Source organism: Streptomyces sp. NPDC003393 (assembly GCF_053589015.1).
The window spans coordinates 1-25,550 of record NZ_JBSFRB010000030.1 but is presented as its reverse complement, the minus strand read 5'-3'; the positions used below and the strand labels follow the sequence as shown (position 1 = coordinate 25,550).

The window sequence follows — 25,550 nt, the reverse complement described above, 5'->3', positions numbered from 1 at the left end:
CCGGCGGACGGATCACGACATGTCGACGACCACGACGCGCGACCTGGCGGACCCCGCCCCGGCCGAGGCCGCCCCGGCCAGGCCGCGGCGGGGGCTGCGGGGCAGCAGCACCTTCAACTTCTGGCTCTTCACCGGCCCGTTCCTCATCGGGCTGATGGTCTTCGTCTACGTTCCCATCGGCTGGAGCGTCTACCTCAGCTTCTTCGAGGCCCGGTTCACGGTCACGCCCAGCGACTTCATCGGCCTGGGCAACTACCGGGAGATCCTGACGGACGGCAACTTCACCGGCTCCCTCCTCACCTTCACCGTCTTCGCCCTCTTCATCGTGCCCACGACGTGGGCGCTCTCCCTGGGCCTGGCGCTGCTGGTGGACCGGCTGAGGGTCATGCGGGCGTTCTTCCGGTCGGTGTTCTTCCTTCCGACGGCGTGCAGTTACGTCGCCGCCTCGCTCATCTGGAAGATGTCGATCTTCAACGGGGTGCGCTTCGGCCTGGCGAACACCGTCCTCGGTGTGTTCGGTGTGGACGACACCGCCTGGCTCGCCGACCCCAGCCCGCCCTGGTACTGGCTGGTCATCGTCACCGCCCGGCTGTGGCTCCAGTCCGGCTTCTACATGATCCTCTTCCTGGCCGCGCTGCAGAACATCCCGCGGGAGCTGTACGAGGCGGCCGCCATCGACGGCGCGGCGCGTGGCCGGCAGACGTTTTGGTACATCACACTGCCGCAGCTGCGCGCCACCTCCACGGCCGTGATCCTGTTGCTGATCGTGGCCGCCTACCAGGCCTTCGACGAGTTCTTCAATCTGCTGTCCAAGACGACATGGGGACGTCCGCCCCTCGTCGAGCTCTACTACACCGCCCTCGGACAGGACCAGAACTACGGCAAGGGCAGCGCCGGCGCGGTGATCCTTACGCTGCTGATCTGCGTCGTCACCCTGTTCCAGGGCCGGATCATGGGTTTCGGACGAGGTGAGGAGTCCAAGTGACCACGACCGCACCCGAGGCCCGCCGGTCCCATCGCCCGAGGCGCGGCGGCGAGGTGATGAGCTCCTTCGGCCTCTACCTGGCCACCGCCGTCGCCGCCGTGCTGTTCCTCGTCCCCTTCTACATCCTGATCCGCAACGCCCTCTCCACCGATCCCGAGATCACGGGCGAGAACTGGACCTTCTTCCCCACCCCCATCCAGTGGGGCAACGTCACCGAGCCGTTCCGCGACATGACGGTCGACTTCGGCCGGTCGATGGTGAACTCACTGATCGTGGCCGTCCTGCACACGGCGGGCACCCTCTTCGTCTGCTCGTCGGCCGGCTACGGCCTGGCCCGCATCCCCTACCGGCACGCCGGCAAGGTCTTCTACGGCGTCCTGTTCACCCTGATGGTCCCGACCGCCGTCACCTTCGTGCCCAGCTTCGTGCTGGTGTCGTCGCTCGGCTGGGTGGACAGCTACCGGGGCCTGATCATCCCGGGCCTGTTCACCGGCTTCACGTGCTTCCTGTTCCGTCAGTACTTCCTCGGGTTCCCCAGGGAACTCGAGGAGGCGGCACGGGTGGACGGGCTGGGCTACTGGGGTGCCTACTGGCGCGTCGTCGTCCCGAACTCCCTGAACTTCTTCGCGGCCATCGCCACCATCACCTTCATCAACGGCTGGAACTCGTTCCTGTGGCCACTGGTCATCGGCCAGGACCCCGGCGCCTGGACCGTCCAGGTCGCACTGTCCTCGTACATGACCAACCAGACGGTGAACTACCACCTGATCTTCATGGCCACCGCCGTTTCCATCCTGCCCCTGCTGTTCGTCTTCCTCTTCCTCCAGCGCTGGCTGGTGCAGGGGATCGCGCAGACCGGTATCAAGGGCTGAGCTAGGAGTCCGATGTCTTTCCGCAGTCGTCCCACCGTCACCGCCCACATCGAGGACGTCTCGCCGGGTTCCGGGGTGCTGCCGCCCCGCGCCCGCTACGCGTCCTCGGACGCCATGTCACTGTCCTTGAACGGACGTTGGCGGTTCCGGCTGTCCCGGACGGCCGATGCCGAGGACGACTCCTTCGCCGAGCCCGGATACGACGCCGGGGACTGGGCGGAGATCACGGTCCCCGGCCACTGGGTCCTCCAGGGGCACGGCTCGCCCGTCTACACCAACCACCTCTACCCCTTCCCCGTCGACCCGCCCCACGTCCCCACCGAGAACCCGACCGGCGACCACCTGCGCCTCTTCGACCTGCCCGCGGACTGGCCCGCGGAGGGGGGCGCGACGCTGCGCTTCGACGGCGTCGAGTCCTGTGCCCGGGTCTGGCTCAACGGCGCGCCCCTGGGTGAGTTCAAGGGCTCGCGGCTGCCGCACGAGTTCGCGGTCGGGCAGTTGCTGAGGCCGGCCGGCAACGTGCTCGCGGTGCGCGTCCACCAGTGGTCGGCGGGCTCCTACCTGGAGGACCAGGACCAGTGGTGGCTGCCGGGCGTCTTCCGGGACGTCACCCTGCTGCACCGCCCGGCGGCCTGCGTCCAGGACTTCTTCGTGCACGCCTCCTACGACCACGCGACGGGCGAGGGCACGCTGAGTGTCGACTCGGACGTTGCCGGGCGGGTGACCGTGCCGGCCCTCGACATCGATGTCGCGACGGGCGAGCCGGCGACCGTGCCCGTCCGCCCGTGGACCGCCGAGACGCCGGTGCTCTACGACGGCGAGCTGGCCACGGGGGGCGAGCGGGTACCGCTGCGGATCGGCTTCCGCACCGTGGAGCTGTCGGACGGCCTGATCAAGGTCAACGGCCGCCCGGTGCTCTTCAAGGGCGTCAACCGGCACGAGTGGCACCCGGCGAAGGGCCGCGCACTGGACCTGGACACCATGCGCGAGGACGTGCTGCTGATGAAGCGGCACAACATCAACGCCGTCCGCACCTCCCACTACCCGCCGCACCCCGCCTTCCTGGACCTGTGCGACGAGTACGGACTGTGGGTGATCGACGAGTGCGACCTGGAGACCCACGGCTTCGTCGAACAGGACTGGCGGGACAACCCGGTGGACGACGACCGCTGGACCCCGGCACTGCTCGACCGCGCCGCCCGCATGGTCGAACGCGACAAGAACCACCCCTCGGTCGTCATGTGGTCCCTGGGCAACGAGGCCGGCACCGGCCGCGGCCTGACCGCCATGGCCGAGTGGATCCACGACCGGGACCCCTCCCGGCCGCTGCACTACGAGGGCGACCGCGACTGCCGCGACACGGACGTGTACTCGCGGATGTACGCCTTTCACGAGGAGGTCGAGCGGATCGGCGAGGGCCTGGACGGCGGCACGCACCGGCGCCGCGAACTCCCCTTCATCCTCTGCGAGTACGGCCATGCCATGGGCAACGGCCCCGGCGGACTCGCCGACTACCAGCGGCTGTTCGAGCGGTACGAGCGCCTCCAGGGCGGCTTCGTCTGGGAGTGGATCGACCACGGCATCGAGGACGGCCGCCACGGCTACGCCTACGGCGGCGACTTCGGCGAGGAACTGCACGACGGCAACTTCGTCTGCGACGGCCTGCTGTTCCCCGACCGCAGCCCCTCTCCCGGCCTGATCGAGTTCAAGAAGGTCATCGAGCCGGTCCGGATCGAGGACGGGGGCGAGGGATCCGGCTCCACCGTGCGCGTGACCAACCTCCAGGACTTCGCCGACCTGTCTGCGCTCGCCTTCGAGTGGTCGTACCAGGTGGAGGGCGAGACCGTGGCGGCCGGCGCCCTGTCCGTGCCGGTGCTCGCGCCGGGCGGGTCGGCCGACGTGAAGCTGCCGGAACCGCCCGGGGATCCGGACGGCGAGACGCACTGGACGGTCCGGGCGCTGCTGGCCTCGGACACCGCGTGGGCGCCGAAGGGGCACGTGGTGGCATGGGGCCAGGCGGCCGTGGCCCCGCGGACCCCGCCGACGATGCGGGCCACCGAGCGCCCGGTACGCCGGCCCGCCGGCGACCTGATCACCCTCGGCCCGGCGGTCTTCGACGCGCGAACGGGTGCGTTGCGGCGCGTCGGCGAGGTGGAGGTCACCGGGCTGCGGCTGGACGTGTGGCGGGCCCCCACCGATAACGACGAGGGCGCCGAGTGGCAGACCGGCGTCCGCTACGGCCCGCTGTGGCGGCGGCTCGGCCTGCACCGCATGCGGCACCGCCTGGACGCGGTGGAGGCGGGCCAGGACGCGCTGACGGTACGCACCCGGGTGGCTCCCGCCGCTCGGGAGCTGGGCCTGGCGACGGTGTACCGCTGGACGTCGGACGGCGAGAGGCTGCGGCTGACCGTCTCGGTGACACCCGAGGGCGACTGGACCGTGCCGCTGCCCCGGCTCGGCATCCGGTTCGGGCTGTCCGCCGCCGACGAGGTGCGGTGGTACGGCGGCGGTCCCGGCGAGGCGTATCCGGACACCCGGTCGGCGTCCCTGGTCGCCCGCTGGGCCGCCACGGTCGACGAGCTCCAGACGCCATACGTCCGCCCGCAGGAGAACGGTGCCCGGGCGGACGTCCGCTGGGCCCGGCTCGGCGGCCTGCGGATCGAGGGCGACCCCGAGTTCTGGCTGACGGCCCGCCGCTGGACCACCGAACACCTGGACGCGGCCCGCCACCTCACCGACCTCACCCCCGGCACCGCATCCGACAGCGGCTCCGCCGCGGGGGTGTGGGTCAACCTCGACCACGCCCAGCACGGCATCGGCTCGCAGTCCTGCGGCCCGGGCCCCCTGCCGCGGTACGTCCTGTGGGCGAAGCCCGCGGAGTTCTCGTACGTCTTCTCCGCGACGGGCTGACGGTCCCCCACCCGCCGCGGGGTACCGCCTCCTGCTGCCGAACGAGATACACTAGGCTGCAGCCTAGGATCTCTAGGCAGCAGGAGGAGGCGCCCGTGGGCCGAGCCGGTGTCAGTGTCGAGCGGCTGGTCGCGGCCGCCGCCGACATGGCCGACGAGGTGGGGTTCGAGAACGTCACCCTGTCCGCGCTGGCGCGCGGTTTCGGGGTGAAGGACGCCAGTCTCTACTCGCACGTCAGGAACCTGAAGGAACTGCGCACCCGGCTCGCCCTGTTCGCCGGCGGCGAGATGATCGACCGGATCGCCGCCGCCGTGGCGGGCCGGGCCGGGAAGGACGCGCTGGCCGCGTTCGCCGGCGCCTACCGGGAGTACGCCCACCGCCATCCCGGCCGGTACGCGGCCACCCAGATCCGGATCGACGGGTCCCTCGCCGGCGACTCCCCCGAAATGCGCCGCACCGCCGACATCACCTACGGCATGCTGCGCGCCTACGGCCTGGCCGAGCCCGACCTCACCGACGCCGTCCGCCTGTTGCGCAGCACCTTCCACGGCTACTGCGCCCTGGAGGCCACCGGCGGCTTCGGCGCGCCCCGGGACGTGGACGCGTCCTGGGACAAGGCCGTCGAGGCCCTGCACCTGGCACTCACCCACTGGCCCCGAGAGAAACGCTGACGACATGAGCGACCTGCACTACGACGTGTGCGGCACGGGGCCCGTGCTGCTGCTCCTCCCCGGCGGGGCAGGGCACCCCATGGGGCTGGAGCCGATGACGCTGCGGCTGGCCCGCCGGTTCACCGTCGTCACCTACGACCCGCTCGGCCTGGCCCACGGCCGGCTCGGGCTGCCCGTCGCCGACCAGCGGGTCGAGGAGTGGAGCGACGGGGCGAACCGGGTGCTCGACGCGGTGCTCCCCGAGGGCGAGCCGGCGTACGTCCTCGGCACCAGCTCCGGCGGCGTCGCCGCCCTGGATCTCCAGGCCCGGCATCCCGGGCGGCTGCGGCACGTCGTCGCCCACGAGCCTCCGTGCGTGGCGGTGCTGCCGGACGGGGCACGCCGGCGGGAGAGCTTCCGGGAGGTGTACGACACCTATCGCGCGGCGGGGCCGCGAGCCGCCGGCGCGCGGATGGCCGCGGTGCTGGCGGAGCGGACCGTGGCGGACGGCACTCCCGAGGGCCGGCCGTTGACCCGCGAGGAGGAGCTGTCCTCGCCGATGGCCCTGTTCCTGGCCCATGTGCTGGGCCCGTTCACCTCGTACGCGCCGCCCGCGGACCCCCCTGCCGTGCCCCTCACCCTCGCCGCCGGCATCGGCTCCCGCGGACAGCTGCTCCACCGGACGGCCGCGCTCCTCGCCGAGCGGTACGGCGCCGGCTTCGCCGAGTTCCCGGGCGGGCACATCGGGGCCGTCGAGCAGCCGGAGGCGTTCGCCGACCGGCTCGCGGACGTCCTCACCTCCGGTGGGAACGGTCAGGACAGGTCGCCGAGGGCGTCGGCGTAGTACGTGGACCCGGCGAGGTGGCGGGCGAGTTCGCGAAAGCTCCAGCCCTCGCCCGGCGAGTGGTCGAGCTGCTCCGCGGTGAGCGCGTCGAGGCGGTTCGCCCAGATCCGGGCCAGCCGGGTGAGGCGGCTGCGGGCCTCGTCGAGGTCCTCTTCGGTGAAGGGGGCCCGGTCGGCCTCGGTCGTGATCGCCGAGGCGTGCCAGTGGTCCGGGCGCGGCTCCTCACCGGCCAGCCGTGCCTCCAGCTCCGCCAGGTGGTCGATCAGGTGGTCGGCGACGCGGCGGATGGCCTTGTGCGGGGTGTAGACGCGGTCGTCGACGGGGGCGGGTGTGCCGTCCCAGGCGGTCCAGGTGGCGGCCAGGGCGAGTACGTGGTCGACCATGGCGGTCACGGAGGCGGCGGGCGTGTCGTGGGTGGTACGGCTCATGCGGCTCACGCTAGAGGCCGGACGCTTCGGTGCGGGCCGAAGCGTCCGGGGGCGCGCCTCGCGCTTTGGCAGTTCCTCCCTCGTCCCGCCGCTCGGTGGCTCACCCGGCCGCCCGTTCCGCGGCGCCGCGCTCCACGCAGAACTCGTTGCCCTCCGGGTCCGCGAGGACCGCCCAGCCGGTGCCGTCCCGGTCGCGGCGGTCGTCGACCAGCGTGGCGCCGAGGGCGAGCAGCCGCTCGACCTCCTCGTCGCGGGTGCGGTCCTGCGGCTGGAGGTCGAGGTGGACACGGTTCTTCGCCGTCCTGGCCTCCGGCACGGTGACGAAGAGCAGCTCTGCGCCCTCGATCAGCGCCTCCTCGTCACCCGGCTTGTCGTCGTCGTGCACGGGCAGGCCCAGGACCTGTGACCAGAACCCGCCCAGGGCAGAGGCGTCGGCGCAGTCGATCGTCGTGTGACGGATGGCTGGAGTCATGCGGGCATCCTGTCAGGCATGTCCACGCCGACGAGCGGCGATTTCCGCGCTCCGAACCCGGGCCTTCACAGGTCGTCGGGCCACCGACTGTGTGCGCTGCGTCCGGCGGGGCGAACGTTGTCCGTCGCGGCGCTAGCGTCGTCGTATGCGCACGAACGGCACCCCTTCCCCCAGCCTCGCCGAAGCCCTCGCCGCCGGGACGGTGGTGCTCGACGGCGGGATGTCCAACCAGCTTCAGGCCGCCGGCCACGACCTGGGCGACGAGCTGTGGTCGGCCCGGCTGCTGGCCGAGTGCCCGGAGGCGATCACCGAGGCCCATCTCGCCTACTTCGAGGCGGGCGCGGACGTGGCGATCACCGCGAGCTACCAGGCGACGTTCGAGGGGTTCGCACGGCGCGGGATCGGGCGGGAGCGGGCCGCCGGGCTCATCGCGTCGAGCGTGGAGCCGGCCCGGGCCGCGGTGCGGCGGGCGCGCGAGAAGGGTGTCGTACGACCGCTGTGGGTGGCCGCGTCGGCGGGGCCCTACGGTGCGATGCTCGCCGACGGCTCGGAGTACCGGGGCCGCTACGGGCTCACCGTGCGGGAGCTGGAGCGCTTCCACCGGCCCCGCCTGGAGGTGCTGGCCGCGGCCGGGCCCGACGTGCTGGCCCTGGAGACGGTCCCGGACACCGTCGAGGCGCAGGCCCTGCTGCGGGCCGTGCGCGGGCTCGGCGTACCGGCGTGGCTGTCCTACACGGTCGACGGCCCGCGCACCCGCGCCGGGCAGCCTCTTCAGGAGGCGTTCGCTCTCGCCGCCGACGCGGCGGAAGTGATGGCGGTGGGGGTGAACTGCTGCGCGCCCGAGGACGCGGACGCCGCGGTGACGACGGCCGCCCGGGTGACCGGCAAGCCCGTCGTCGTCTACCCCAACAGCGGCGAGACCTGGGACGCCGACGCCGGGTCCTGGACCGGCCGCTCCACCTTCACGCCCGACCTGGTCGCACGCTGGCAGGCCCACGGCGCCCGCTTGATCGGCGGCTGCTGCCGGGTGGGCCCGGCGGCCATCGCGGACGTGGCACGGACCCTGACGGCGAGATGAGCGCCCCTGACGGAGTGCCGCGCGGTGCCGGCTTTCGCGGTGAGGCGGTGCCTCCCGCGGTCCGCGGGCAGGCGGTGCCTGCACGGTCAGGCAGTGCTTCTGCGGTCAGGCGCTCAGGCGGTCAGGTGCCGCGGAGGTCGCCGGGGCGGCGCAGGCGCCGGATGACCGCGCGCAGTTCCGCGGCGCGGGCCGGGGAGGCGTCCTGCGTGGGGCGGGGCGTGGTGTCGGCCGTCCACAGGGCGAGTTCCGCGTCGCGCGGGCCGTACAAGGTGTGCGGGGGGCCGTCGCCGAAGACATGCACCGGGTGGGCCGCGTCCCAGGCCGCCCAGCCGGGATCGCCGTCGGTGGCGAAACGCACCCAGGCCGCGTGCATGGTGTCGGCCAGCTCCTGCGGAGCGCCCTCACCCGCCAGCCTGCGGGACTCCGGCACCTCCCCGGTGTCGAAGACGAAGCCGAGTTCCAGGGCGTGGCAGGCGCCCAGGTCGGGCCGCAGGGACGGCCAGGCGAACTCGTAGACGTACGCGGAGCCGGGGCGGGCGTCCGCCAGGCGGTGCAGCGGGCGACGCAGCAGGTGGTCGGTGACCATCTGGCCGACGATCTCGGCGGCGCCCGCCCGGGGCCGCAGCGCCCGGTAGCCGCGCACCACCTCGTGTCCGCAGTGGCAGCGGGCCATCGCGCCGGCCAGCGCGACCGGCCCGAGCCGGTCGACGCGCTCCAGCAGGCCACCGGGCACCAGCCACAGCAGGTACTCGTCGCGGGTCCAGCCCATGAGCAGGTCCGCGCCGCGTGCCGCCTCCCCGGCGATCAGTGCCTCCAGCGGATCGCGGGGCACGAGGTCGCCGTCGACGACGATGCCGAAGGCGGGTCCGCCGAGGACCGGGCTGCTGAGCCGGCCGACCTCGGCCTGGGTGCGCAGCAGCAGGTCGCGCTCCACGGCGGCGAAGGCCTCGGCGGTGGCGGGCACCTTCAGCCGGGTCGCCATGCGGCGCACCATCCGTCTCACCTTGTCCCGGTCGGAGACCTCCGGGGGCCCGCTCTGCAGGACGGCGCGCCGGAACAGGCCCTGGGCCTGCGGCGCGGCGATCAGGGCGCCGACGCTGATGGCGCCGGCCGACTGGCCGCACAGGGTGATCCGGTCGGGGTCGCCGCCGAAGGCGTCGATCGTGTCGTGCACCCAGCGCAGCGTGGCGAGCTGGTCGCGCAGGCCGGGGTTGGCGGGCGCGTCCGGGAACAGTCCGTAGCCCTCCACCCCCAGTCGGTAGTTGGCGGAGACCAGGACGACCCCGTCACGGGCGAAGGAGTGCCCGGCGTACACGGGCACGGCTGACGAGCCCCGGGTCAGCGCCCCGCCGTGCAGCCAGAGCAGGACGGGCAGCCGCGCGCCCGGGCCCGGCTCGGGCGTCCACACGTTCAGGTTCAGGCAGTCGTCGCCGGGCACGGACGGGTCGGACAGATACTGGGCGAAGGCCTCGGAGTACGGCGGTTTGGGCGCGGTCGGGCCGAAGGAGCCCGCGTCCCGGACCCCTTCCCACGGCTCGGGCGGCACCGGCGGCCGGAACCGGCGGGGCCCGAACGGCGCCGCCGCGTAGGGGATCCCCCGGAACACGGCCACCCCGTGCTCGTGTCTGCCGCGTACCGCGCCGTACGGCGTTGTCACCACGGGATCCGTCTGGTCTGCCGTCATGTGCCCACCAGCCCTTCGCCGCGTTCGTGCACCAGCACCGGTAACACCAGAGCACCACGACGGCGTCGCGTATTCCGGCGCGAAAGGCGGAGAGGGGCCCGTACGGCGCACGCTCGGTGCCCCCGGCGGTGTGCCGCTGCCGACCCGGCCGTTCGCGCCGCGGTCGGCCTGGCGGACCGAGTCGGCGTGCGAGTCGCCGACACGGTGGTCGGTCCGCCGGCACCGTCCGATTCGTTCAAGACCCACCGCCGGGGCCGTGTCTACCGTGCCCGCATGACCACACCGAAGACCCCGAAGACCTCGAGGACTCCGACGGCTCCGACGGCCTTGCCCACTCCGCGGTTCGCCGTGATCGGGCTGGTCGCCTCCGACCTGGCCGCCTCCCTGGCCTTCTACCGCCGCCTCGGGCTCGTCTTCCCGCCGGGCGCGGAGGAAGAGCCGCACGTCGAGGCCGAGTTGCCCGGCGGTCTGGCCCTCGCGCTGGACACCGAGGCGACCGTCCGTTCCTTCCACCCCGGGTGGCGGCCCCCGTCGGGGGGCGGCCGGCTCGGGCTGGCTTTCCGGTGCGCCTCGCCCGCCGAGGTGGACGCCGTGTACGAGGACCTGGTCGGCGCCGGGTACCACGGGGAACTGGCGCCGTGGGACGCGTTCTGGGGGATGCGGTACGCGGTCGTGCACGACCCCGACGGCAACGGCGTGGACCTGTTCGCCCCACTACCCGAGAGCGAGTAGGTCGCGCAACGGCCTGCCGGTCAGCTCCCGTACGTTCCGGGCGAGATGGGCCTGGTCGGCGAAGCCGGCCCGAGCCGCGGTCTCGGCGAACGGCACTCCGGTCCGCGCCAGTGCCAGCGCGCGTTGCAGGCGCAGGACGCGGGCCAGCGTCTTGGGGCCGTAGCCGAACGCGGCCAGGGAGCGGCGGTGCAAGCGGCGGGCGCCCAGCCCGAGTTCGTCGGCGGTGGCGGCGACCGGGCGGCCCGCGTCCAGGGCCGCGACCAGATGCCGCAGCAGCGGGTCGGGCGGCCCCGTCGCGGCGGCCAGCTCCAGGGCCGCCTCCTCCAGCGCGGCGGCCGGATCCGGCGCCGCCGCCAGGCGTGCGCTCAGCCGCCGGGCCCGCGCGGCGGGCCACAGCTCGGCCAGTTCGACGCGCCGGTCGCGCAGCTCGTGGGCGGGCACGCCGAGGCAGGCGGGCGCCGTGCCGGGGAAGAACCGCAGGCCGGCCCAGTGCGCGGGCGGCCCCGCCGGGACGTACGCGCGGGTGTCCGGGCCGGCGACGAGCAGCCGCCCCTCGCTCCACAGCAGGTCCATGCACCCGTCGGGCAGCACGGGCCGCACCGCGGGTCCGGGCCCCGCGCCGGCCCCGGACCCCGCCGGGCCCTTCGTCCACACCACCGCGCCGGCCAGCCGGGAGGGCCGCTCCGCGTACCCGCCCCCGACCGTCCCCGCGGACGTCTCGGCAGCCACGTACCCGAGGTTAGCGACCCCGTCACTTCTCCCACTTCTGGGGGGAGGAACCGTTCTGGCTCTCCTTGTGCGGGCTGCGGGGCTGCATGGCCCTGGCGTGGGCGCGCAGGCGGGCGGTCACGTCCTCGTGGGGCAGGAAGCGGGACCAGCGCTCGGGGAACTCGGAGGGCATGTCCGGGTCGTCGCCGGCGTCGGGGTCGGCCTCGCGGGCGGCGGCGGCACGGGCCACGTACTCGGCGATCTGGGCCTCGCGCACCCGCTCGTTGGCGGCGCGGGCGGCGGCCGTCGCGGCGGCCGGCCAGACCCGGTCGATGGCCGCGTTGACCGCGGCCCCGACGAGCACGGCGAACGCGGACACACCGATCCACAGCAGCACGGCGACCGGCGCGGCCAGTGAGCCGTAGATGGTGGGGCCCTCGACGGTGCTGGTGAGGTAGATGCGCAGCACGAAGCTGCACACCACCCACATGGCCAGCGCGACCAGGGCCCCCGGCACGTCCTCGATCCACGCCGAGCGCACCGGCACGGACACGTGGTACAGCGTGGTCAGGAAGGCGACGGACAGCACGATGACCACCGGCCAGTACAGGACCTGGACCACGGTCGTGGACCAGGGCACGACGCGCACCACGGCGTCCGGGCCCGCGACCATCAGCGGCAGCGCGACCGAGCCGATCAGCAGGGCCACGACGAACAGCAGGAACGCCATCAGCCGGGTTCTGACGATGCCGCGCACTCCGTCCAGGCCGTACATCACGGTGATGGTGTCGATGAAGACGTTCACCGCCCGGGAGCCCGACCACAGCGCGAACACGAACCCGATGGAGATCACATCGGGCCTGCCGCCCTTCATCACGTCCCGCAGGATCGGCTCGGTGATCTCGTTCACGCCCTGGTCGGACAGGACCGTGCGGGAGGCGTCGAGGATGTTGTGCCTCAGGCCGGCGATGGTGTGGGCGCCGGTCCAGCTGTCGACGTAGAAGAGCAGCCCGATGAGGCTGAGCAGCAGCGGCGGCACGGACAGCAGGGAGAAGAACGCGGCCTCGGCGGCGAGCCCGAGGATCCGGTACTCCATGCACGAGTTGACGGTGTCCTTCAGCAGCAGCCAGGCGGTCCTGCGTTTGGAGACGTTCCGGTAGAGGGCACGGGCCCTGTGGAGGCGGCCGGACGGCCTGTCGGGGAGTTCACTGGCTTGCTGCACGCCCTAAAGGTATCCCTGTCCCGCCGGGTCGCTCTCGCCGGTGACCGTGTGGTGACCGGCGGCGTACCGCGAGATAGGTTCCGTTCCATGGCAGCCGGCACTCACACCGTGACGAATCAGGCGCCCCCGCTGGTCGGCTACGACGTCTTCGCCGCCGACCGGGCGCTGACCGAGGCGGTCGAGCGGCACGTCGACGCCGGTGTGCTCGACGAGGTGCGCGGCGAGCTGTCGGCGCTCGGACGCTCGGCGGGCTCCGCCCAGGTGCAGGAGTGGGGCGCGCAGGCCAACGAGAACCCGCCGCGGCTGCGCACCCACGACCGCTACGGCCACCGCATCGACGAGGTCGACTTCCACCCGGCCTGGCACCGGCTGCTCGGCAAAGGGGTCGCGGCGGGCCTGACGGCCGCCTGGGGCCGTCCCGCGGGGCATGTGCGGCGGGCGGCCGGCTTCCTGGTGTGGTCGCAGGTGGAGGCGGGCAACGGGTGCCCGCTGTCGATGACGCACGCGGCGGTGCCCGCGCTGCGCGCCGACCCGGAGCTGGCCGCCGAGTGGGAGCCGCGCCTGACGTCCATGGTCTACGACCGTGAGCTGCGGCCCGCGCATCTGAAGGCCGGGGTGCTGTTCGGGATGGGCATGACCGAGAAGCAGGGCGGCAGCGACGTACGGACCAACACGACCTCGGCGCGGCCGCTCGCCGAGGCCGGGACGTACGAGCTGACCGGGCACAAGTGGTTCTGCTCGGCGCCCATGTCGGACGCCTTCCTGGTGCTCGCCCAGGCTCCGGGCGGGCTCACCTGCTTCCTGGTGCCGCGGGTCCTGGCGGACGGCGGCCGCAACGTGTTCCTCGTCCAGCGGCTCAAGGACAAGATGGGCAACCGGTCGAACGCCTCGGCCGAGGTCGAGTTCGCCGGGACCTGGGCGCGCCGGGTCGGCGAGGAGGGGCGAGGGGTGCGCACCATCATCGGGATGGTGGCGGCGACCCGGCTGGACTGCGTGCTCGGTTCGGCGGGGCTGATGCGCCAGGCCGTGGCGCAGGCGGTGCACCACTGCACGTACCGAGAGGCCTTCGGCGGGCCGCTCGTCGACAAGCCGCTGATGCGCAACGTCCTCGCCGACCTGGCGCTGGAGTCCGAGGCGGCGACCACGCTGGCGCTGCGGCTGGCGGCGGCCTGCGACGACGACGGCGAACAGGAGCGGGCGCTGCTCAGGATCGCGGTGCCGGCCGCCAAGTACTGGGTGACCAAGCGGTGCGCGCCGCTCGCGGTGGAGGCCGCCGAGTGCCTCGGCGGCAACGGGTACGTGGAGGAGTCCGGCATGCCCCGCCTGGTGCGGGAGTCGCCGCTGAACTCGATCTGGGAGGGCGCCGGCAACGTCCAGGCGCTGGACGTGCTGCGGGCGCTGCGGCGGGAACCGGAGGCGTTCGACGCGTACCTGCGCGAGGTGGGACGGGCGCGCGGCGCCGACCACCGCCTCGATGCGGCGATCAAGAACCTGCTCACGGAACTCGCCGACCTGGACGGCGTCGAGGCCCGCGCCCGGCGGCTGGCCGAGCGGCTCGCGCTGGTGCTCCAGGGGTCGCTGCTGGTGCGGTACGCGCCGCCGGAGGTCGCGGACGCGTTCTGCGCCGCGCGGCTGGGCGGCGACGGCGGCTCGGCCTTCGGCACGCTGCCGCACACGCTGCCTCTCGCGGCGCTGGTGGAGCGGGCGCGCCCGGTGCCCTGACGGGGTCACCGAAAGCATCCGGCCTCCGCGGGGGCCCGGCATCCGGCGTGCGGCATACGCCGGGTGTCCGGTCTCCGGGGTGCGCCCCGGCCTCCGTCACCCGACGCACGGCGGATTTCGGACGCCACGCGGGGGTGGTGCTGCGCCGACACGGCACCACCCCCGCCGCGGCCCCGTTGCAGGCCACGGACGCCGCACGCGGCGCTGAACAAGTTTCAACCACCGCGCGCCCTGTTCACCAGGGTTGCAAGGGGTTGCAACTCGCCCGTCCGGTATGGCCGGAGCCGACCCCTCCGGTGCCGGTGAACGGCAGTATGAAACGCACAGGCGGGAAGGCCGCCGGCACATGGCCGGAACATCTCGGGGCACCCGTCTGCCGGTGGCCCCTTGTGGCGGGAGGACCCAGTGGCGAAGGCGCCGTTGGACGTGGACGTGACGCGGATCGCCGCCGTCGACGCGGCGCGGGCGGCACGGCTGCTCAGCGAGGTGCGCTCGGCGGCACTCGCGGGGCAGCGCACACAGGTGGCGCCGCGTCCGGTCATCGGACAGTCCTGGGAGCGTGTACGGCGTACCGGCGTCGATCCCGACCACGGCCTGAACTCCCGGCTGCTGCCCCGCGAGGAGGTGCAGCGGCGGCGCGAGGCGTCCCCGCTGCGGCATGTGCTGCCGGTGCTGCGCGAGGGGCTGCTGTCGGTCGCGGACGTCGCCCAGCACATCATGGTCGTCGCCGACGAGGACGGCCGGGTGCTGTGGCGCGAGGGCCATCCGTCGGTGCTGCGCAAGGCCGACGGTCTCGGGTTCGAACTCGGCGCCGACTGGCGGGAGGACGTCGTCGGCACCAACGGTGTGGGCACCCCCGCGGTGGTGCGCCGGCCCGTGCAGGTCTTCGCCTCCGAGCACTTCGTCCGCTCGCACACCACCTGGACCTGTACCGGCGCCCCCGTCACCGACCCCCGGGACGGCCGACTGCTCGGCGTGGTGGACGTCAGCGGGCCGCTGGAGACCATGCATCCGGCCACCCTGGCCTGGGTGGGCTCGGTGGCCAAGCTGGCCGAGGCGAGGCTGAGGGAGTTGCACCTCGACGCGCTGGAGCGGCTGCGCGCGGTGGCCGCGCCGGTCCTGGCCCGGCTGGACGGCCGGGCGGCGGTGGTGGACCGGGACGGCTGGACGGCGGCGGTGGCCGGAATGCCGTACACCCCGCGCATCCCGCTGCCCAAGTCGGTCTCCCCCGGCCGCCGGTGGCTGCCGGCGGTCGGGCTGTGCTCCCTGGAGCCGCTGGCGGACGGCTGGTTGGTGCGGGCCGACGAGGAAGTGCCCGTGCACGGCGACGCCCGCATCGTGCTGGACCTCACCCGCCCCCGGCGCTGGTCGGTGGCCGTCTCGGGGGGCCCGGGCTCCTGGTCGCACGAACTGAGCCCCCGCCACGCCGAACTGCTCTACCTGCTGGCCCTGCACCCGGCCGGGCGCAGTGCGGCGGCCCTGGCCGAGGCGGTGTTCGGCGATCCGGCCCGTACGGTCACCGTCCGGGCCGAGATGTCCCGGGTACGACGGTATCTGGGCGCCTTCCTCGAGCACCGGCCGTACCGCTTCCGCGAGGGCGCCGAGGTCCGGGTGCTCCTCCCGGACGACCCCCGCGACCTGCTGCCGCACTCCACGGCCCCGGCGGTCCGCCGAACGGCCGCGGCACCCTTCGCGCCCTGAACCGACCCGGCACCGGGCGGCGCCGGCATCGGACGCGGCGCCGCGAGCCGGCCGGACACGAGCCCACGGGCCGCGATCCGGTCGGAGCCGAGTGGCCGTGCCGCGAGCCGCCCTGACGCGAGTCGGCGCGCCGCACGTCGGCGTGCCGTACGCCGCACGCATCCACGTGAGGGCGAGGCGCCGTGATGCGAGCCGGCGGGCCCGAGTAGTCCGGCGTGGCATCTTCCGCATATTTGCGGGGTCTTCGTCCTGCGGCGGGCCGGACTGCCGTAGCATCGCCTGCGGGCCGCCTCATCCGCTCCTCGGCCAACGCTCGGACCGTCCGACGCAGTTGGACCGTCCCGGCCGGAGGGCGTCCCGAGGCGGACCGAGCCCTGAAAAAAGGGGGGTTGGATGAAGCAACGCGGCAGACACCGCCGTCGCAGGCGGGGCAGGGCGTTGCGCGCGGTGCTGGCCGGGGCCGGGCTCGCACTGACCGCCGCCGCCACCCTGATCAGCGCCTCACAGGCCACGGTCGCCGAGGACCCCGGCGCCCTGAAACCGCTCACCTCGCCCACCGAGCTCGACCGGCTGCGGCTGACGGAGCGGCTGGTGCCGGAGCGGTCCCTGGACCGGCTGGAGGCGGCGATGGGCCGCCCGGCCGGAGTCGACGCCGTGCTGGCCGGCGCCGACCGGACGATGCGCGCCGGCGACGCCTGCGCGGCCGGGGAGAAGGAGGCGCTGCCCGTCGAGCCGGCGGCCACGCGCGCCTACTGCTGGGACGTCGCCGACACCGCCACCCGCCGCTGGCGGCCGGAGTCGGTGACCACGTCCGGGGACGCCGACACCCACGGCAGGTGGGGCGCGCACCGGGTGATCCTCTCCGGCTGGGCGCGCGAGGGCGGCGGGCCCATGGACCACGGCCTGGCCCGGGTGGCGTTCGTGAACGCCGACGACCCCGCCCGCCTCACCTACACCTGGGCCCTGCTGGCCGTGCCCGTCGACGGCGGCCGCGACTACCGGGGGCTCGCCTCGCACGTGTCGGGGATGGTCTGGTACCAGGACAAGCTGCTGGTCACCACCTCCGGCAGCGAACCCGACGCGCTGTACGTCTACGACCTGCGCCGGATCCAGCGCGCCACCGTCACCACCGATGCGATCGGCCGGGTACCCGGCGGCTGGTCGGCCCACGGCTACCGGTGGGTGCTGCCCGCGGTCGCCTCCTACCGTCCGGCGCAGGGGCCGTGCGGCGGCCCGACCACGGCCCGCGCGGCCGCCGCGACGGCCGGAACGGGTCTCCCCTGCCCCTACGGCCTCTCCCTCGACCGCACCTCCACCCCGGTCAGTCTCGTCGCGAGCGAGCCGGCAGCCAGGGGCAGCGGCGGGCACACGCGTCTGTGGCGGTACTCCTTCAGCACGGATCCGGCCCGCTCCGGTCTGCTGGCCGCCGACTCCGCCGGGACCGTGACCGCCGACGAGGCGTACGAGACCAGGACGGACGGCGTACGGGGGGTGCTGTCGCACCGCACGGGTCCGACCGGCCCAGCCCGCTGGTACCTGAGCCGGACGGCCGGGCCGCACGGCGATCACGGCACGCTGTGGCGGCAGGACCTGCACGGCGCCGAGGCGGCGCGGTGCGGATCGTCCGAGGACACGCACCGCTGCTGGGGCGACGGCACCGGCTCCCTGTCGTACTGGGAGGCGACCGGCGAGCTGTGGTCGCTCTCCGGACGGACCCTGTTCGCGCTGCCCTTGTCCTCGGTCGACCGGGAGCTGCGGTAGGGCGCGAGCGGCGGGCAGCGGGCCGGGGACGATCCCGATCGACACGGGCCCGGCGCGGATGATTCCCTGACCGGCATGACGCACATCGCCGTGACCACCTGGTCCCTGGAGCAGACCGCTCCCACCGACCTCCTCCCGGCCGACGCCCCCGAGGGGGATGTCCGGATCATCCGCTCGGAGGTACCCTCGCCCGAGTTCAGCCGGTTTCTGTACGCCTCGGTCGGCGGCGACATCCGCTGGACGGACCGGCTCGGCTGGAGCTACGCGCAGTGGCGGGAGTACCTGGAGCGTCCGGGTGTCGAGACCTGGGTGGCGTACGACCGGGGCACACCGGCGGGTTACGTCGAGCTGGAGGCGCAGGACGACGGGGTCGTGGAGATCGTCTACTTCGGGCTGATCCCGGCCTTCCGCGGCCGCCGGATCGGCGGGCACCTGCTGTCGTACGGCACGGCCCGCGCCTGGGACCTCGCGGACCGCCGGCCGGGGCTGGCCCCGACCAAGCGGGTGTGGCTGCACACGTGCAGCAAGGACGGCGAGTACGCGATGGACAACTACCGGCGCCGCGGCTTCAAACTGTTCGACACCCAGGTGGAGGAGGAACCGGAGGTGGCCACTCCGGGTCCGTGGCCGGGTGCCCACACCGGCTGACCCCCGCCTGACCTGGGCGTTCACGGCCACCTCGGCGGTCCGTGATCAGCGACACCCCTGTCTCTCATGGCGAGACAGGGGTGTCCGCATCTCGGATGAAGCTGGACGGTGTCCAGATCGTCGTGCCACGCTTCCGTCATGTCTGGAACTGGAATCGCCTTGGTGAGTCGACGGCACGTCGACCTCGGCCGTATGTCCAGCGCCATCTGTCCGGCGAGCTGACCCGGCCACAGTGGCCTTGAGCCACGTGCCGCATACCGCCGGATCTCTCTTTTTTTCTCCTCCCCGCGCAATGACGCGCACGCCTGCCTGTCTGCCCGTGCGCTCACATCTGCGCAGGTCAGAGCCGCATTCCTCGCTGTCCCGAAGGACGTATCGACCATGGCCGCCTCTTCGCAGAACTCCGTCGCGCCCCGCCGCAAGGTGAGCCGCCATCGTGGTGAGGGTCAGTGGGCCGTGGGGCACCTGACCCCGCTCAACGGCAACGAGCAGTTGAAGAAGGACGACGACGGTCTCAATGTGCGGACACGCATTGAGACGATCTACTCCAAGCGCGGCTTCCACTCCATCGACCCCAACGACCTGCGGGGACGCTTCCGGTGGTGGGGCCTCTACACCCAGCGCCGCCCCGGGATCGACGGCGGCCGGACCGGCGTGCTGGAGCCCGAGGAGCTCGAGGACGAGTACTTCATGATGCGTGTCCGCATCACGGGCGGCCGGCTGACCACCGAGCAACTGCGGGCGATCGGCGAGGTGTCCGAGACGTACGCCCGCGGCACCGCCGACATCACCGACCGGCAGAACATCCAGTTCCACTGGGTGCGCATCGAGGACGTGCCCGCGATCTGGGAGCGCCTGGAGGCGGTCGGCCTGTCCACCACCGAGGCGTGCGGCGACTGCCCGCGCGGCATGCTCGGCTCCCCGGTCGCCGGCGTCGCCGAGGACGAGATCATCGACGGCACGGCGGCGCTGAACGAGATCGTGCGCCGCTACATCGGCGACCCCCGCTTCTCCAACCTGCCGCGCAAGTACAAGACGGCCGTCTCCGGCTCCCCGCTGCTGGACGTCGCCCACGAGATCAACGACATCTCCTTCGTCGGCGTGGTGCATCCCGAGCACGGCCCCGGCTTCGACCTGTGGGTCGGCGGCGGTCTGTCCACCAACCCCCGGTTCGGCGTGCGTCTCGGCGCCTGGGTGCCCGAGGCGGAGGTGCCGGAGGTGTGGGAGGCGGTCACGTCCGTCTTCCGAGACTACGGCTACCGGCGGCTGCGCAACCGGGCCCGGCTGAAGTTCCTGATCGCCGACTGGGGCGCGGAGAAGTTCCGTCAGGTCGTCGAGGACGAGTACCTGGGCCGCAGGCTCGTCGACGGACCGGCGCCCGAGATGCCCGCCCAGCAGTGGCGCGACCACATCGGCGTGCACCGCCAGAAGGACGGCCGGTTCTACGTCGGCTTCGCCCCGCGCGTGGGGCGCATGGACGGCTCGCTGCTCACCAAGGTCGCCGAACTGGCCGAGGAGCACGGTTCGGGGCGGGTGTCCACCACGGTCGAACAGAAGATGATCATCCTGGACGTCCCGCAGGACCGCGTCGACTCCCTGGTCGACGGCCTGGAGGCGCTGGACCTCCGGGTCAGCCCCTCTCCGTTCCGGCGCGGCACGATGGCGTGCACGGGCATCGAGTTCTGCAAGCTCGCCATCGTGGAGACCAAGGAGCGCGGCAGCGACCTCATCGACGAACTCGAGCGCCGGCTGCCCGACTTCGACGAGCCGCTCACCATCAACATCAACGGTTGCCCCAACGCCTGCGCCCGCATCCAGACCGCGGACATCGGCCTCAAGGGCCAGCTGGTCGTCGACGCCGAGGGCAACCAGGTCGGCGGCTACCAGGTCCACCTGGGCGGCGCGCTCGGCCTGGAGCCTTCCTTCGGCCGCAAGGTCCGCGGGCTGAAGGTGACCTCCACCGAGCTGCCCGACTACATCGAGCGCGTCCTCAAGCGCTACCTCGCCGAGCGCGAGACCGGCGAGCGCTTCGCGACCTGGGCCGCCCGGGCTTCCGAGGAGGCGCTGTCGTGAGCGAGCGGGCCGCTCCCTTCTACTGCCCCTACTGCGGCGAGGAGGACCTGCGCCCCGGCGAGCAGGGCCACGGCGCCTGGGAATGCGCCGCGTGCAACCGCGCCTTCCATCTGAGGTTCCTGGGGCTGCTGGCCCGGGGGCTTCACCAGGCGGCTGACAACGGAGGGGATGAGTCGATATGACGACTGCTCAGCAAGACCGGACCGCCGAGGAGTTGAAGGCCCTGGCCGAGCAGGCCGGGCGCGATCTCGAGGACGCCTCCGCGCTGGAGATTCTCCGGTGGGCGGCCGAGACGTTCGGCAGGCGGTTCTGCGTGACCTCCTCCATGGAGGACGCGGTGGTCGCCCATCTGGCCTCCCGTGCGATGCCCGGCGTGGACGTGGTGTTCCTCGACACCGGCTACCACTTTCCGGAGACCATCGGCACCCGCGACGCCGTCGAGGCCGTGATGGACGTGAACGTCATCACCCTCACCCCGCGGCAGACGGTCGCCGAGCAGGACGCCGAGTACGGCTCCAGGCTCCACGACCGCGACCCGGACCTGTGCTGCCGGCTGCGCAAGGTGCTGCCGCTGGAAGAAGGGCTCAAGGGCTATGACGCCTGGGCGACCGGGCTGCGCCGCGACGAGTCCCCGACCCGGGCGAACACCCCGGTGGTCGGCTGGGACGACAAGCGCCGGAAGGTGAAGATCTCTCCCATCGCACGGTGGTCGCAGGAGGACGTGGCGGCGTACGTGTCCGAGCACGGAGTGCTCACCAACCCGCTGCTGATGGACGGCTATGCCTCCATCGGCTGCGCCCCGTGCACCCGGCGGGTCCTCCAGGGCGAGGACGCGCGCGCCGGACGCTGGGCGGGCCGCGCCAAGACCGAGTGCGGGCTGCACGGATGACCACGACACACACTCAGGAGAACGACGTGAGGACCGGAGCCACCGTATGGCTCACGGGTCTGCCGAGTGCCGGCAAGACCACCATCGCGCACGAGCTGGCGGGACGGCTGCGTGCGGAGGGCCACCTCGTCGAGGTGCTCGACGGCGACGAGATCCGCGAGTTCATCTCGGCGGGTCTCGGCTTCAGCCGCGAGGACCGGCACACCAACGTGCAGCGCATCGGTTTCGTGGCCGAGCTCCTCGCCCGCAACGGCGTCAAGGTGCTCGTCCCGGTCATCGCCCCGTACGCGGACAGCCGCGACGCGGTGCGCAAGCGGCACGAGGCGAACGGCACGACCTACCTGGAGGCGCACGTCGCGACGCCGGTGGAGGTGTGCTCCGTACGCGATGTGAAGGGCCTGTACGCCCGGCAGGCCGCGGGCGAGCTGACCGGACTGACGGGGGTCGACGACCCGTACGAGGAGCCCGAGTCGCCGGACCTGCGGATCGAGTCGCAGCACCAGACCGTGCAGGAGTCCGCGGCGTCCGTGTACGCGCTGCTCAGCGAAAGGGGACTGGCATGACGACCACCGTCGCCGAGGTCGAGGAGGGCACGGGCAGCCCGTACGCCCTCTCCCACCTGGACGCGCTGGAGTCGGAGGCGGTGCACATCTTCCGGGAGGTGGCGGGCGAGTTCGAGAACCCGGTGATCCTGTTCTCCGGGGGCAAGGACTCCATCCTCATGCTGCACCTGGCGCTGAAGGCGTTCACGCCCGCGCCGGTCCCCTTCTCCCTGCTGCACGTGGACACCGGGCACAACTTCCCCGAGGTGCTGGACTTCCGGGACCGGACCGTGGCCAAGCACGGGCTGCGCCTGCACGTCGCCTCCGTGCAGGACTACATCGACCGGGGCGTGCTCAAGGAGCGCCCGGACGGCACCCGCAACCCGCTGCAGACGCTGCCGCTGACCGAGAAGATCCAGAGCGAGAAGTTCGACGCGGTCTTCGGCGGCGGCCGCCGGGACGAGGAGAAGGCCCGCGCCAAGGAGCGGGTGTTCAGCCTGCGCGACGAGTTCTCCCAGTGGGACCCGCGCCGCCAGCGCCCGGAGCTGTGGAACCTGTACAACGGCCGGCACGCGCCCGGCGAGCACGTGCGGGTCTTCCCGCTGTCGAACTGGACCGAGCTGGATGTGTGGCAGTACATCGCGCGGGAGGGCATCGAGCTGCCCGCGATCTACTTCGCCCACGAACGCGAGGTGTTCGATCGCAACGGCATGTGGCTGACCGCCGGCGAGTGGGGCGGCCCCAGGGACGGCGAGCGTGTGGAGAAGCGTCAGGTGCGCTACCGCACCGTCGGCGACATGTCCTGCACCGGTGCCGTCGACTCCGACGCGGTGACGCTGGAACAGGTCATCACCGAGATCGCCGCCTCCCGGCTCACCGAGCGGGGCGCCACCCGCGCCGACGACAAACTCTCCGAGGCCGCGATGGAAGACCGCAAGCGCGAGGGGTACTTCTAGCCATGACCAGCACCACCGAACCCACCGAGCCGCTGTCGGTCGAGCAGCTGTCGGCCACCACCCTGCTGCGGTTCGCGACGGCCGGCTCCGTCGACGACGGCAAGTCCACGCTCGTCGGGCGGCTGCTGCACGACTCCAAGTCGGTCCTCGCCGACCAGCTGGAGGCCGTGGAGCGTGCCTCCGCCTCGCGCGGCCAGGACGCCCCTGACCTGGCGCTGCTCACCGACGGCCTGCGCGCCGAACGCGAGCAGGGCATCACCATCGACGTGGCCTACCGCTACTTCGCCACCCCGCGCCGCCGGTTCATCCTGGCCGACACCCCCGGGCATGTGCAGTACACCCGGAACATGGTCACCGGCGCCTCCACCGCCGAGCTGACCGTCATCCTGGTCGACGCCCGCAACGGCGTCGTCGAGCAGACCCGCCGCCACGCCGCGATCGCCGCCCTGCTGCGCGTCCCGCACGTCGCCCTCGCCGTGAACAAGATGGACCTGGTCGGCTACCAGGAGTCCGCCTTCGCCGCGATCGCCCAGGAGTTCACCGCCTACGCCACCGAACTCGGCGTCCCCGAGGTCACCGCCATTCCGATCTCCGCGCTCGTGGGTGACAACGTGGTGGAGCCCAGCGCGCACATGGACTGGTACGGCGGGCCGACCGTGCTGGAGCACCTGGAGACCGTCCCCGTCGCCCACGACCTGGCGCACTGCCACGCGCGGCTGCCCGTGCAGTACGTGATCCGGCCGCAGTCCGCCGAGCACCCCGACTACCGCGGCTACGCCGGGCAGATCGCCGCCGGTTCCTTCCACATCGGCGAGGAGGTCACCGTCCTGCCCTCGGGCCGCACGACCCGGATCTGCGGCATCGACCTGCTGGGCACCCCCGTCGACGAGGCCTGGACGGCGCAGTCGGTGACGGTCCTGCTGGAGGACGACATCGACGTCTCCCGCGGCGACCTGATCGTGCCCAGCAAGGACGCACCCGCCACCACCCAGGACGTGGAGGCGACCGTCTGCCATGTCGCCGACGCCCCGCTGACGGTCGGGCACCGGGTCCTGCTCAAGCACGGCACCCGCACGGTGAAGGCCATCGTGAAGGACATCCCCTCCCGGCTCACCCTCGACGACCTGTCCCTGCACCCGCACCCGGGTCGCCTGACCGCCAACGACATCGGCCGGGTGAAGATCCGCACCGCCGAGCCGCTGCCGGTCGACTCCTACGCCGACTCCCGCCGCACCGGCTCGTTCATCCTGATCGACCCCTCCGACGGCACCACACTGACCGCGGGCATGGTCGGCGAGTCCTTCGCCGCCCCCGAACCGGTCAAGGACGCCGCCAAAGAGGACGGCTGGGACTTCTGACCATGAACTCCTCGGACTTCTCCTCGATGTTCGCCAAGGAGGGCGGCCGGGTCGGTGGGGGTCGCCGCCCCGGACGAAGTCTGGGGGAGGCGCCCTCGGCTGGGGGTCCCCCCGAGCGGAGTGTGGGGGAGGGCAGGGCGGAGCGGGCGATGTGCGCACCGACGTACGCGCGCTGCCCGCGCGCCCTCACCCCCTCGCCGTAGACGAAGACCTGCCGATCTCCCGGCCACGACCTGAGAGACCGTGACCGCCGGGCCAACGAGAGGACAACCTCCCGTGCCTGCCACCCGCTCATCCTGGTTCCGCCGCGGCCTCGCCGTGGTCGCCGCCCTGCCCCTCCTGGCCCTCGCCGCCTGCGGCTACGGCTCGAAGGCCGCTGACGGCGCCGCCGAGCAGAAGATAGCCGCCGGCGCCAAGAAGATCGACGGTCTGGACTCCGTGACGATCGGCTACTTCGGCAACGTCACCCACGCGACCGCGCTCGTCGGCCACCAGAAGGGCTTCTTCCAGCAGGCGCTGGGCGCGACCAGGGCCACGTACCAGGTGTTCAACGCGGGCCCGTCCGAGATCGAGGCCCTCAACTCCGGTTCCCTGGACATCGGCTGGATCGGCCCGTCCCCCGCGATCAACGGCTACACCAAGGCGCACGGCAAGAACCTGCGCATCGTCGGCGGCTCCGCCTCCGGCGGCGTCAAACTCGTGGTGAACCCGAAGAAGATCAAGACCCTGAAGGACGTCAAGGGCAAGAAGATCGCCACCCCGCAGCTGGGCAACACCCAGGACGTGGCGTTCCTGAACTGGATCGCCGAGCAGGGCTGGAAGGTCGACGCGCAGAGCGGCAAGGGCGATGTGTCGGTGATCCGCACCGACAACAAGATCACTCCCGACGCCTACAGGTCGGGCTCCGTCGACGGTGCCTGGGTGCCCGAACCGACCGCGTCCAAGCTCGTCGCCGAGGGCGCCAAGGTCCTGCTGGACGAGTCGGCGCTGTGGCCGGAGAAGAAGTTCGTGATCACCAACATCATCGTGTCGCAGAAGTTCCTCAAGGAGCACCCCCAGGCCGTCGAGGCGGTGCTGAAGGCCTCGGTCGACACCAACAAGTGGATCAACGCCCACCCCGAGAAGGCGAAGGCGGCGGCCAACCAGCAGCTGGCGGCCGACGCCGGCAAGGCCCTGCCCTCCGATGTCATGGACCCGGCCTGGGCATCCCTCACCCTCACCGACGACCCGCTGGCCGCGACCCTGAACACCGAGGCACGCCACGCGGTCACGTCCGGCCTGCTGCAGGACCCGAAGCTGGACGGCATCTACGACC

24 protein-coding genes are annotated in these 25,550 nt (G+C 72.7%); 19 read left to right on the top strand and 5 right to left on the bottom strand.

What is annotated here, in order from left to right; translation table 11 throughout:
- Positions 1-19 precede the first annotated feature (19 nt).
- From ACWDUZ_RS25715 to ACWDUZ_RS25695, 5 genes are all read left to right on the top strand, one after another.
- Complete coding sequence (locus ACWDUZ_RS25715; RefSeq protein WP_451634170.1) at positions 20-985, top strand: carbohydrate ABC transporter permease; 966 nt, start codon at positions 20-22, stop codon at positions 983-985.
- Complete coding sequence (locus ACWDUZ_RS25710) at positions 982-1,857, top strand: carbohydrate ABC transporter permease (RefSeq protein WP_451634169.1); 876 nt, start codon at positions 982-984, stop codon at positions 1,855-1,857. The genes ACWDUZ_RS25715 and ACWDUZ_RS25710 overlap by 4 nt, the downstream gene beginning before the upstream one ends.
- A gap of 12 nt (positions 1,858-1,869) precedes the next feature.
- Positions 1,870-4,767, top strand: coding sequence for a glycoside hydrolase family 2 TIM barrel-domain containing protein (locus tag ACWDUZ_RS25705; RefSeq protein WP_451634168.1), 2,898 nt, complete (start codon positions 1,870-1,872; stop codon positions 4,765-4,767).
- 95 nt (positions 4,768-4,862) lie between these two features.
- Complete coding sequence (locus ACWDUZ_RS25700) at positions 4,863-5,438, top strand: TetR/AcrR family transcriptional regulator (protein WP_451634167.1); 576 nt, start codon at positions 4,863-4,865, stop codon at positions 5,436-5,438.
- A gap of 4 nt (positions 5,439-5,442) precedes the next feature.
- The gene (locus ACWDUZ_RS25695) at positions 5,443-6,261 is read left to right on the top strand and encodes an alpha/beta fold hydrolase (RefSeq protein ID WP_451634166.1); all 819 of its coding nucleotides are present in this window, start codon (positions 5,443-5,445) and stop codon (positions 6,259-6,261) included.
- Here ACWDUZ_RS25695 and ACWDUZ_RS25690 read toward each other — a convergent pair.
- Both ACWDUZ_RS25690 and ACWDUZ_RS25685 read right to left on the bottom strand, forming a co-directional pair.
- Positions 6,231-6,689, bottom strand: coding sequence for a hypothetical protein (locus ACWDUZ_RS25690; protein ID WP_451634165.1), 459 nt, complete (start codon positions 6,687-6,689; stop codon positions 6,231-6,233). The two genes, ACWDUZ_RS25695 and ACWDUZ_RS25690, sit on opposite strands and share 31 nt — an antisense overlap.
- A gap of 100 nt (positions 6,690-6,789) precedes the next feature.
- Positions 6,790-7,161, bottom strand: a complete 372-nt coding sequence (locus tag ACWDUZ_RS25685; RefSeq protein WP_451634164.1) for a VOC family protein — start codon at positions 7,159-7,161, stop codon at positions 6,790-6,792.
- A gap of 145 nt (positions 7,162-7,306) precedes the next feature.
- Here ACWDUZ_RS25685 and mmuM point away from each other — a divergent pair, with 145 nt between their 5' ends.
- Entirely contained in the window at positions 7,307-8,239 is a 933-nt protein-coding gene (mmuM, locus tag ACWDUZ_RS25680) for a homocysteine S-methyltransferase (protein ID WP_451634163.1), read from the top strand.
- A 121-nt stretch (positions 8,240-8,360) separates the two neighbouring features.
- Here mmuM and ACWDUZ_RS25675 read toward each other — a convergent pair whose 3' ends face one another.
- Positions 8,361-9,923: a carboxylesterase/lipase family protein gene (locus ACWDUZ_RS25675; protein ID WP_451634162.1), complete on the bottom strand. Its 1,563-nt coding sequence runs from the start codon at positions 9,921-9,923 to the stop codon at positions 8,361-8,363.
- 273 nt (positions 9,924-10,196) lie between these two features.
- Here ACWDUZ_RS25675 and ACWDUZ_RS25670 point away from each other — a divergent pair, with 273 nt between their 5' ends.
- Entirely contained in the window at positions 10,197-10,655 is a 459-nt protein-coding gene (locus ACWDUZ_RS25670; protein WP_451634161.1) for a VOC family protein, read from the top strand.
- On the opposite strand, the gene ACWDUZ_RS25665 is transcribed toward ACWDUZ_RS25670, so the two are convergent.
- Both ACWDUZ_RS25665 and ACWDUZ_RS25660 read right to left on the bottom strand, forming a co-directional pair.
- Positions 10,638-11,384 carry a helix-turn-helix domain-containing protein gene (locus tag ACWDUZ_RS25665; protein WP_451634160.1) on the bottom strand — a complete coding sequence of 249 codons (747 nt, stop codon included), beginning with the start codon at positions 11,382-11,384 and terminating at the stop codon, positions 10,638-10,640. The two genes, ACWDUZ_RS25670 and ACWDUZ_RS25665, sit on opposite strands and share 18 nt — an antisense overlap.
- 22 nt (positions 11,385-11,406) lie before the next feature.
- Positions 11,407-12,585 (bottom strand): YihY/virulence factor BrkB family protein, encoded by a 1,179-nt coding sequence (locus tag ACWDUZ_RS25660; protein WP_451634159.1) that lies wholly within the window; start codon positions 12,583-12,585, stop codon positions 11,407-11,409.
- An 87-nt stretch (positions 12,586-12,672) separates the two neighbouring features.
- Here ACWDUZ_RS25660 and ACWDUZ_RS25655 point away from each other — a divergent pair, with 87 nt between their 5' ends.
- The 12 genes from ACWDUZ_RS25655 to ACWDUZ_RS25600 all read left to right on the top strand — a co-directional run.
- Complete coding sequence (locus ACWDUZ_RS25655) at positions 12,673-14,307, top strand: acyl-CoA dehydrogenase family protein (protein ID WP_451634158.1); 1,635 nt, start codon at positions 12,673-12,675, stop codon at positions 14,305-14,307.
- 405 nt (positions 14,308-14,712) lie between these two features.
- Positions 14,713-16,008: a GAF domain-containing protein gene (locus tag ACWDUZ_RS25650; RefSeq protein ID WP_451634157.1), complete on the top strand. Its 1,296-nt coding sequence runs from the start codon at positions 14,713-14,715 to the stop codon at positions 16,006-16,008.
- 393 nt (positions 16,009-16,401) lie between these two features.
- A complete protein-coding gene (locus ACWDUZ_RS25645; RefSeq protein WP_451634156.1) occupies positions 16,402-17,769 on the top strand; it encodes a hypothetical protein in 1,368 nt (455 codons plus the stop codon).
- 75 nt (positions 17,770-17,844) lie between these two features.
- A complete protein-coding gene (locus tag ACWDUZ_RS25640) occupies positions 17,845-18,417 on the top strand; it encodes a GNAT family N-acetyltransferase (RefSeq protein WP_451634155.1) in 573 nt (190 codons plus the stop codon).
- A gap of 138 nt (positions 18,418-18,555) precedes the next feature.
- Complete coding sequence (locus ACWDUZ_RS25635) at positions 18,556-18,639, top strand: putative leader peptide (RefSeq protein WP_309486338.1); 84 nt, start codon at positions 18,556-18,558, stop codon at positions 18,637-18,639.
- Positions 18,640-18,798: 159 nt separating this feature from the next.
- The gene (locus ACWDUZ_RS25630; protein WP_451634154.1) at positions 18,799-20,490 is read left to right on the top strand and encodes a nitrite/sulfite reductase; all 1,692 of its coding nucleotides are present in this window, start codon (positions 18,799-18,801) and stop codon (positions 20,488-20,490) included.
- Complete coding sequence (locus tag ACWDUZ_RS25625; RefSeq protein WP_451634153.1) at positions 20,487-20,672, top strand: hypothetical protein; 186 nt, start codon at positions 20,487-20,489, stop codon at positions 20,670-20,672. The genes ACWDUZ_RS25630 and ACWDUZ_RS25625 overlap by 4 nt, the downstream gene beginning before the upstream one ends.
- Positions 20,669-21,379 (top strand): phosphoadenylyl-sulfate reductase, encoded by a 711-nt coding sequence (locus tag ACWDUZ_RS25620; RefSeq protein ID WP_451634152.1) that lies wholly within the window; start codon positions 20,669-20,671, stop codon positions 21,377-21,379. The genes ACWDUZ_RS25625 and ACWDUZ_RS25620 overlap by 4 nt, the downstream gene beginning before the upstream one ends.
- A 26-nt stretch (positions 21,380-21,405) precedes the next feature.
- Positions 21,406-21,942 carry an adenylyl-sulfate kinase gene (gene cysC / locus ACWDUZ_RS25615; protein WP_451634151.1) on the top strand — a complete coding sequence of 179 codons (537 nt, stop codon included), beginning with the start codon at positions 21,406-21,408 and terminating at the stop codon, positions 21,940-21,942.
- A complete protein-coding gene (gene cysD, locus ACWDUZ_RS25610; protein WP_451634150.1) occupies positions 21,939-22,877 on the top strand; it encodes a sulfate adenylyltransferase subunit CysD in 939 nt (312 codons plus the stop codon). The genes cysC and cysD overlap by 4 nt, the downstream gene beginning before the upstream one ends.
- 2 nt (positions 22,878-22,879) lie before the next feature.
- A complete protein-coding gene (locus ACWDUZ_RS25605) occupies positions 22,880-24,235 on the top strand; it encodes a sulfate adenylyltransferase subunit 1 (protein WP_451634149.1) in 1,356 nt (451 codons plus the stop codon).
- A 276-nt stretch (positions 24,236-24,511) separates the two neighbouring features.
- Positions 24,512-25,550 (top strand): aliphatic sulfonate ABC transporter substrate-binding protein (locus ACWDUZ_RS25600; protein WP_451634148.1); only part of this gene is annotated, 1,039 nt, incomplete at its 3' end.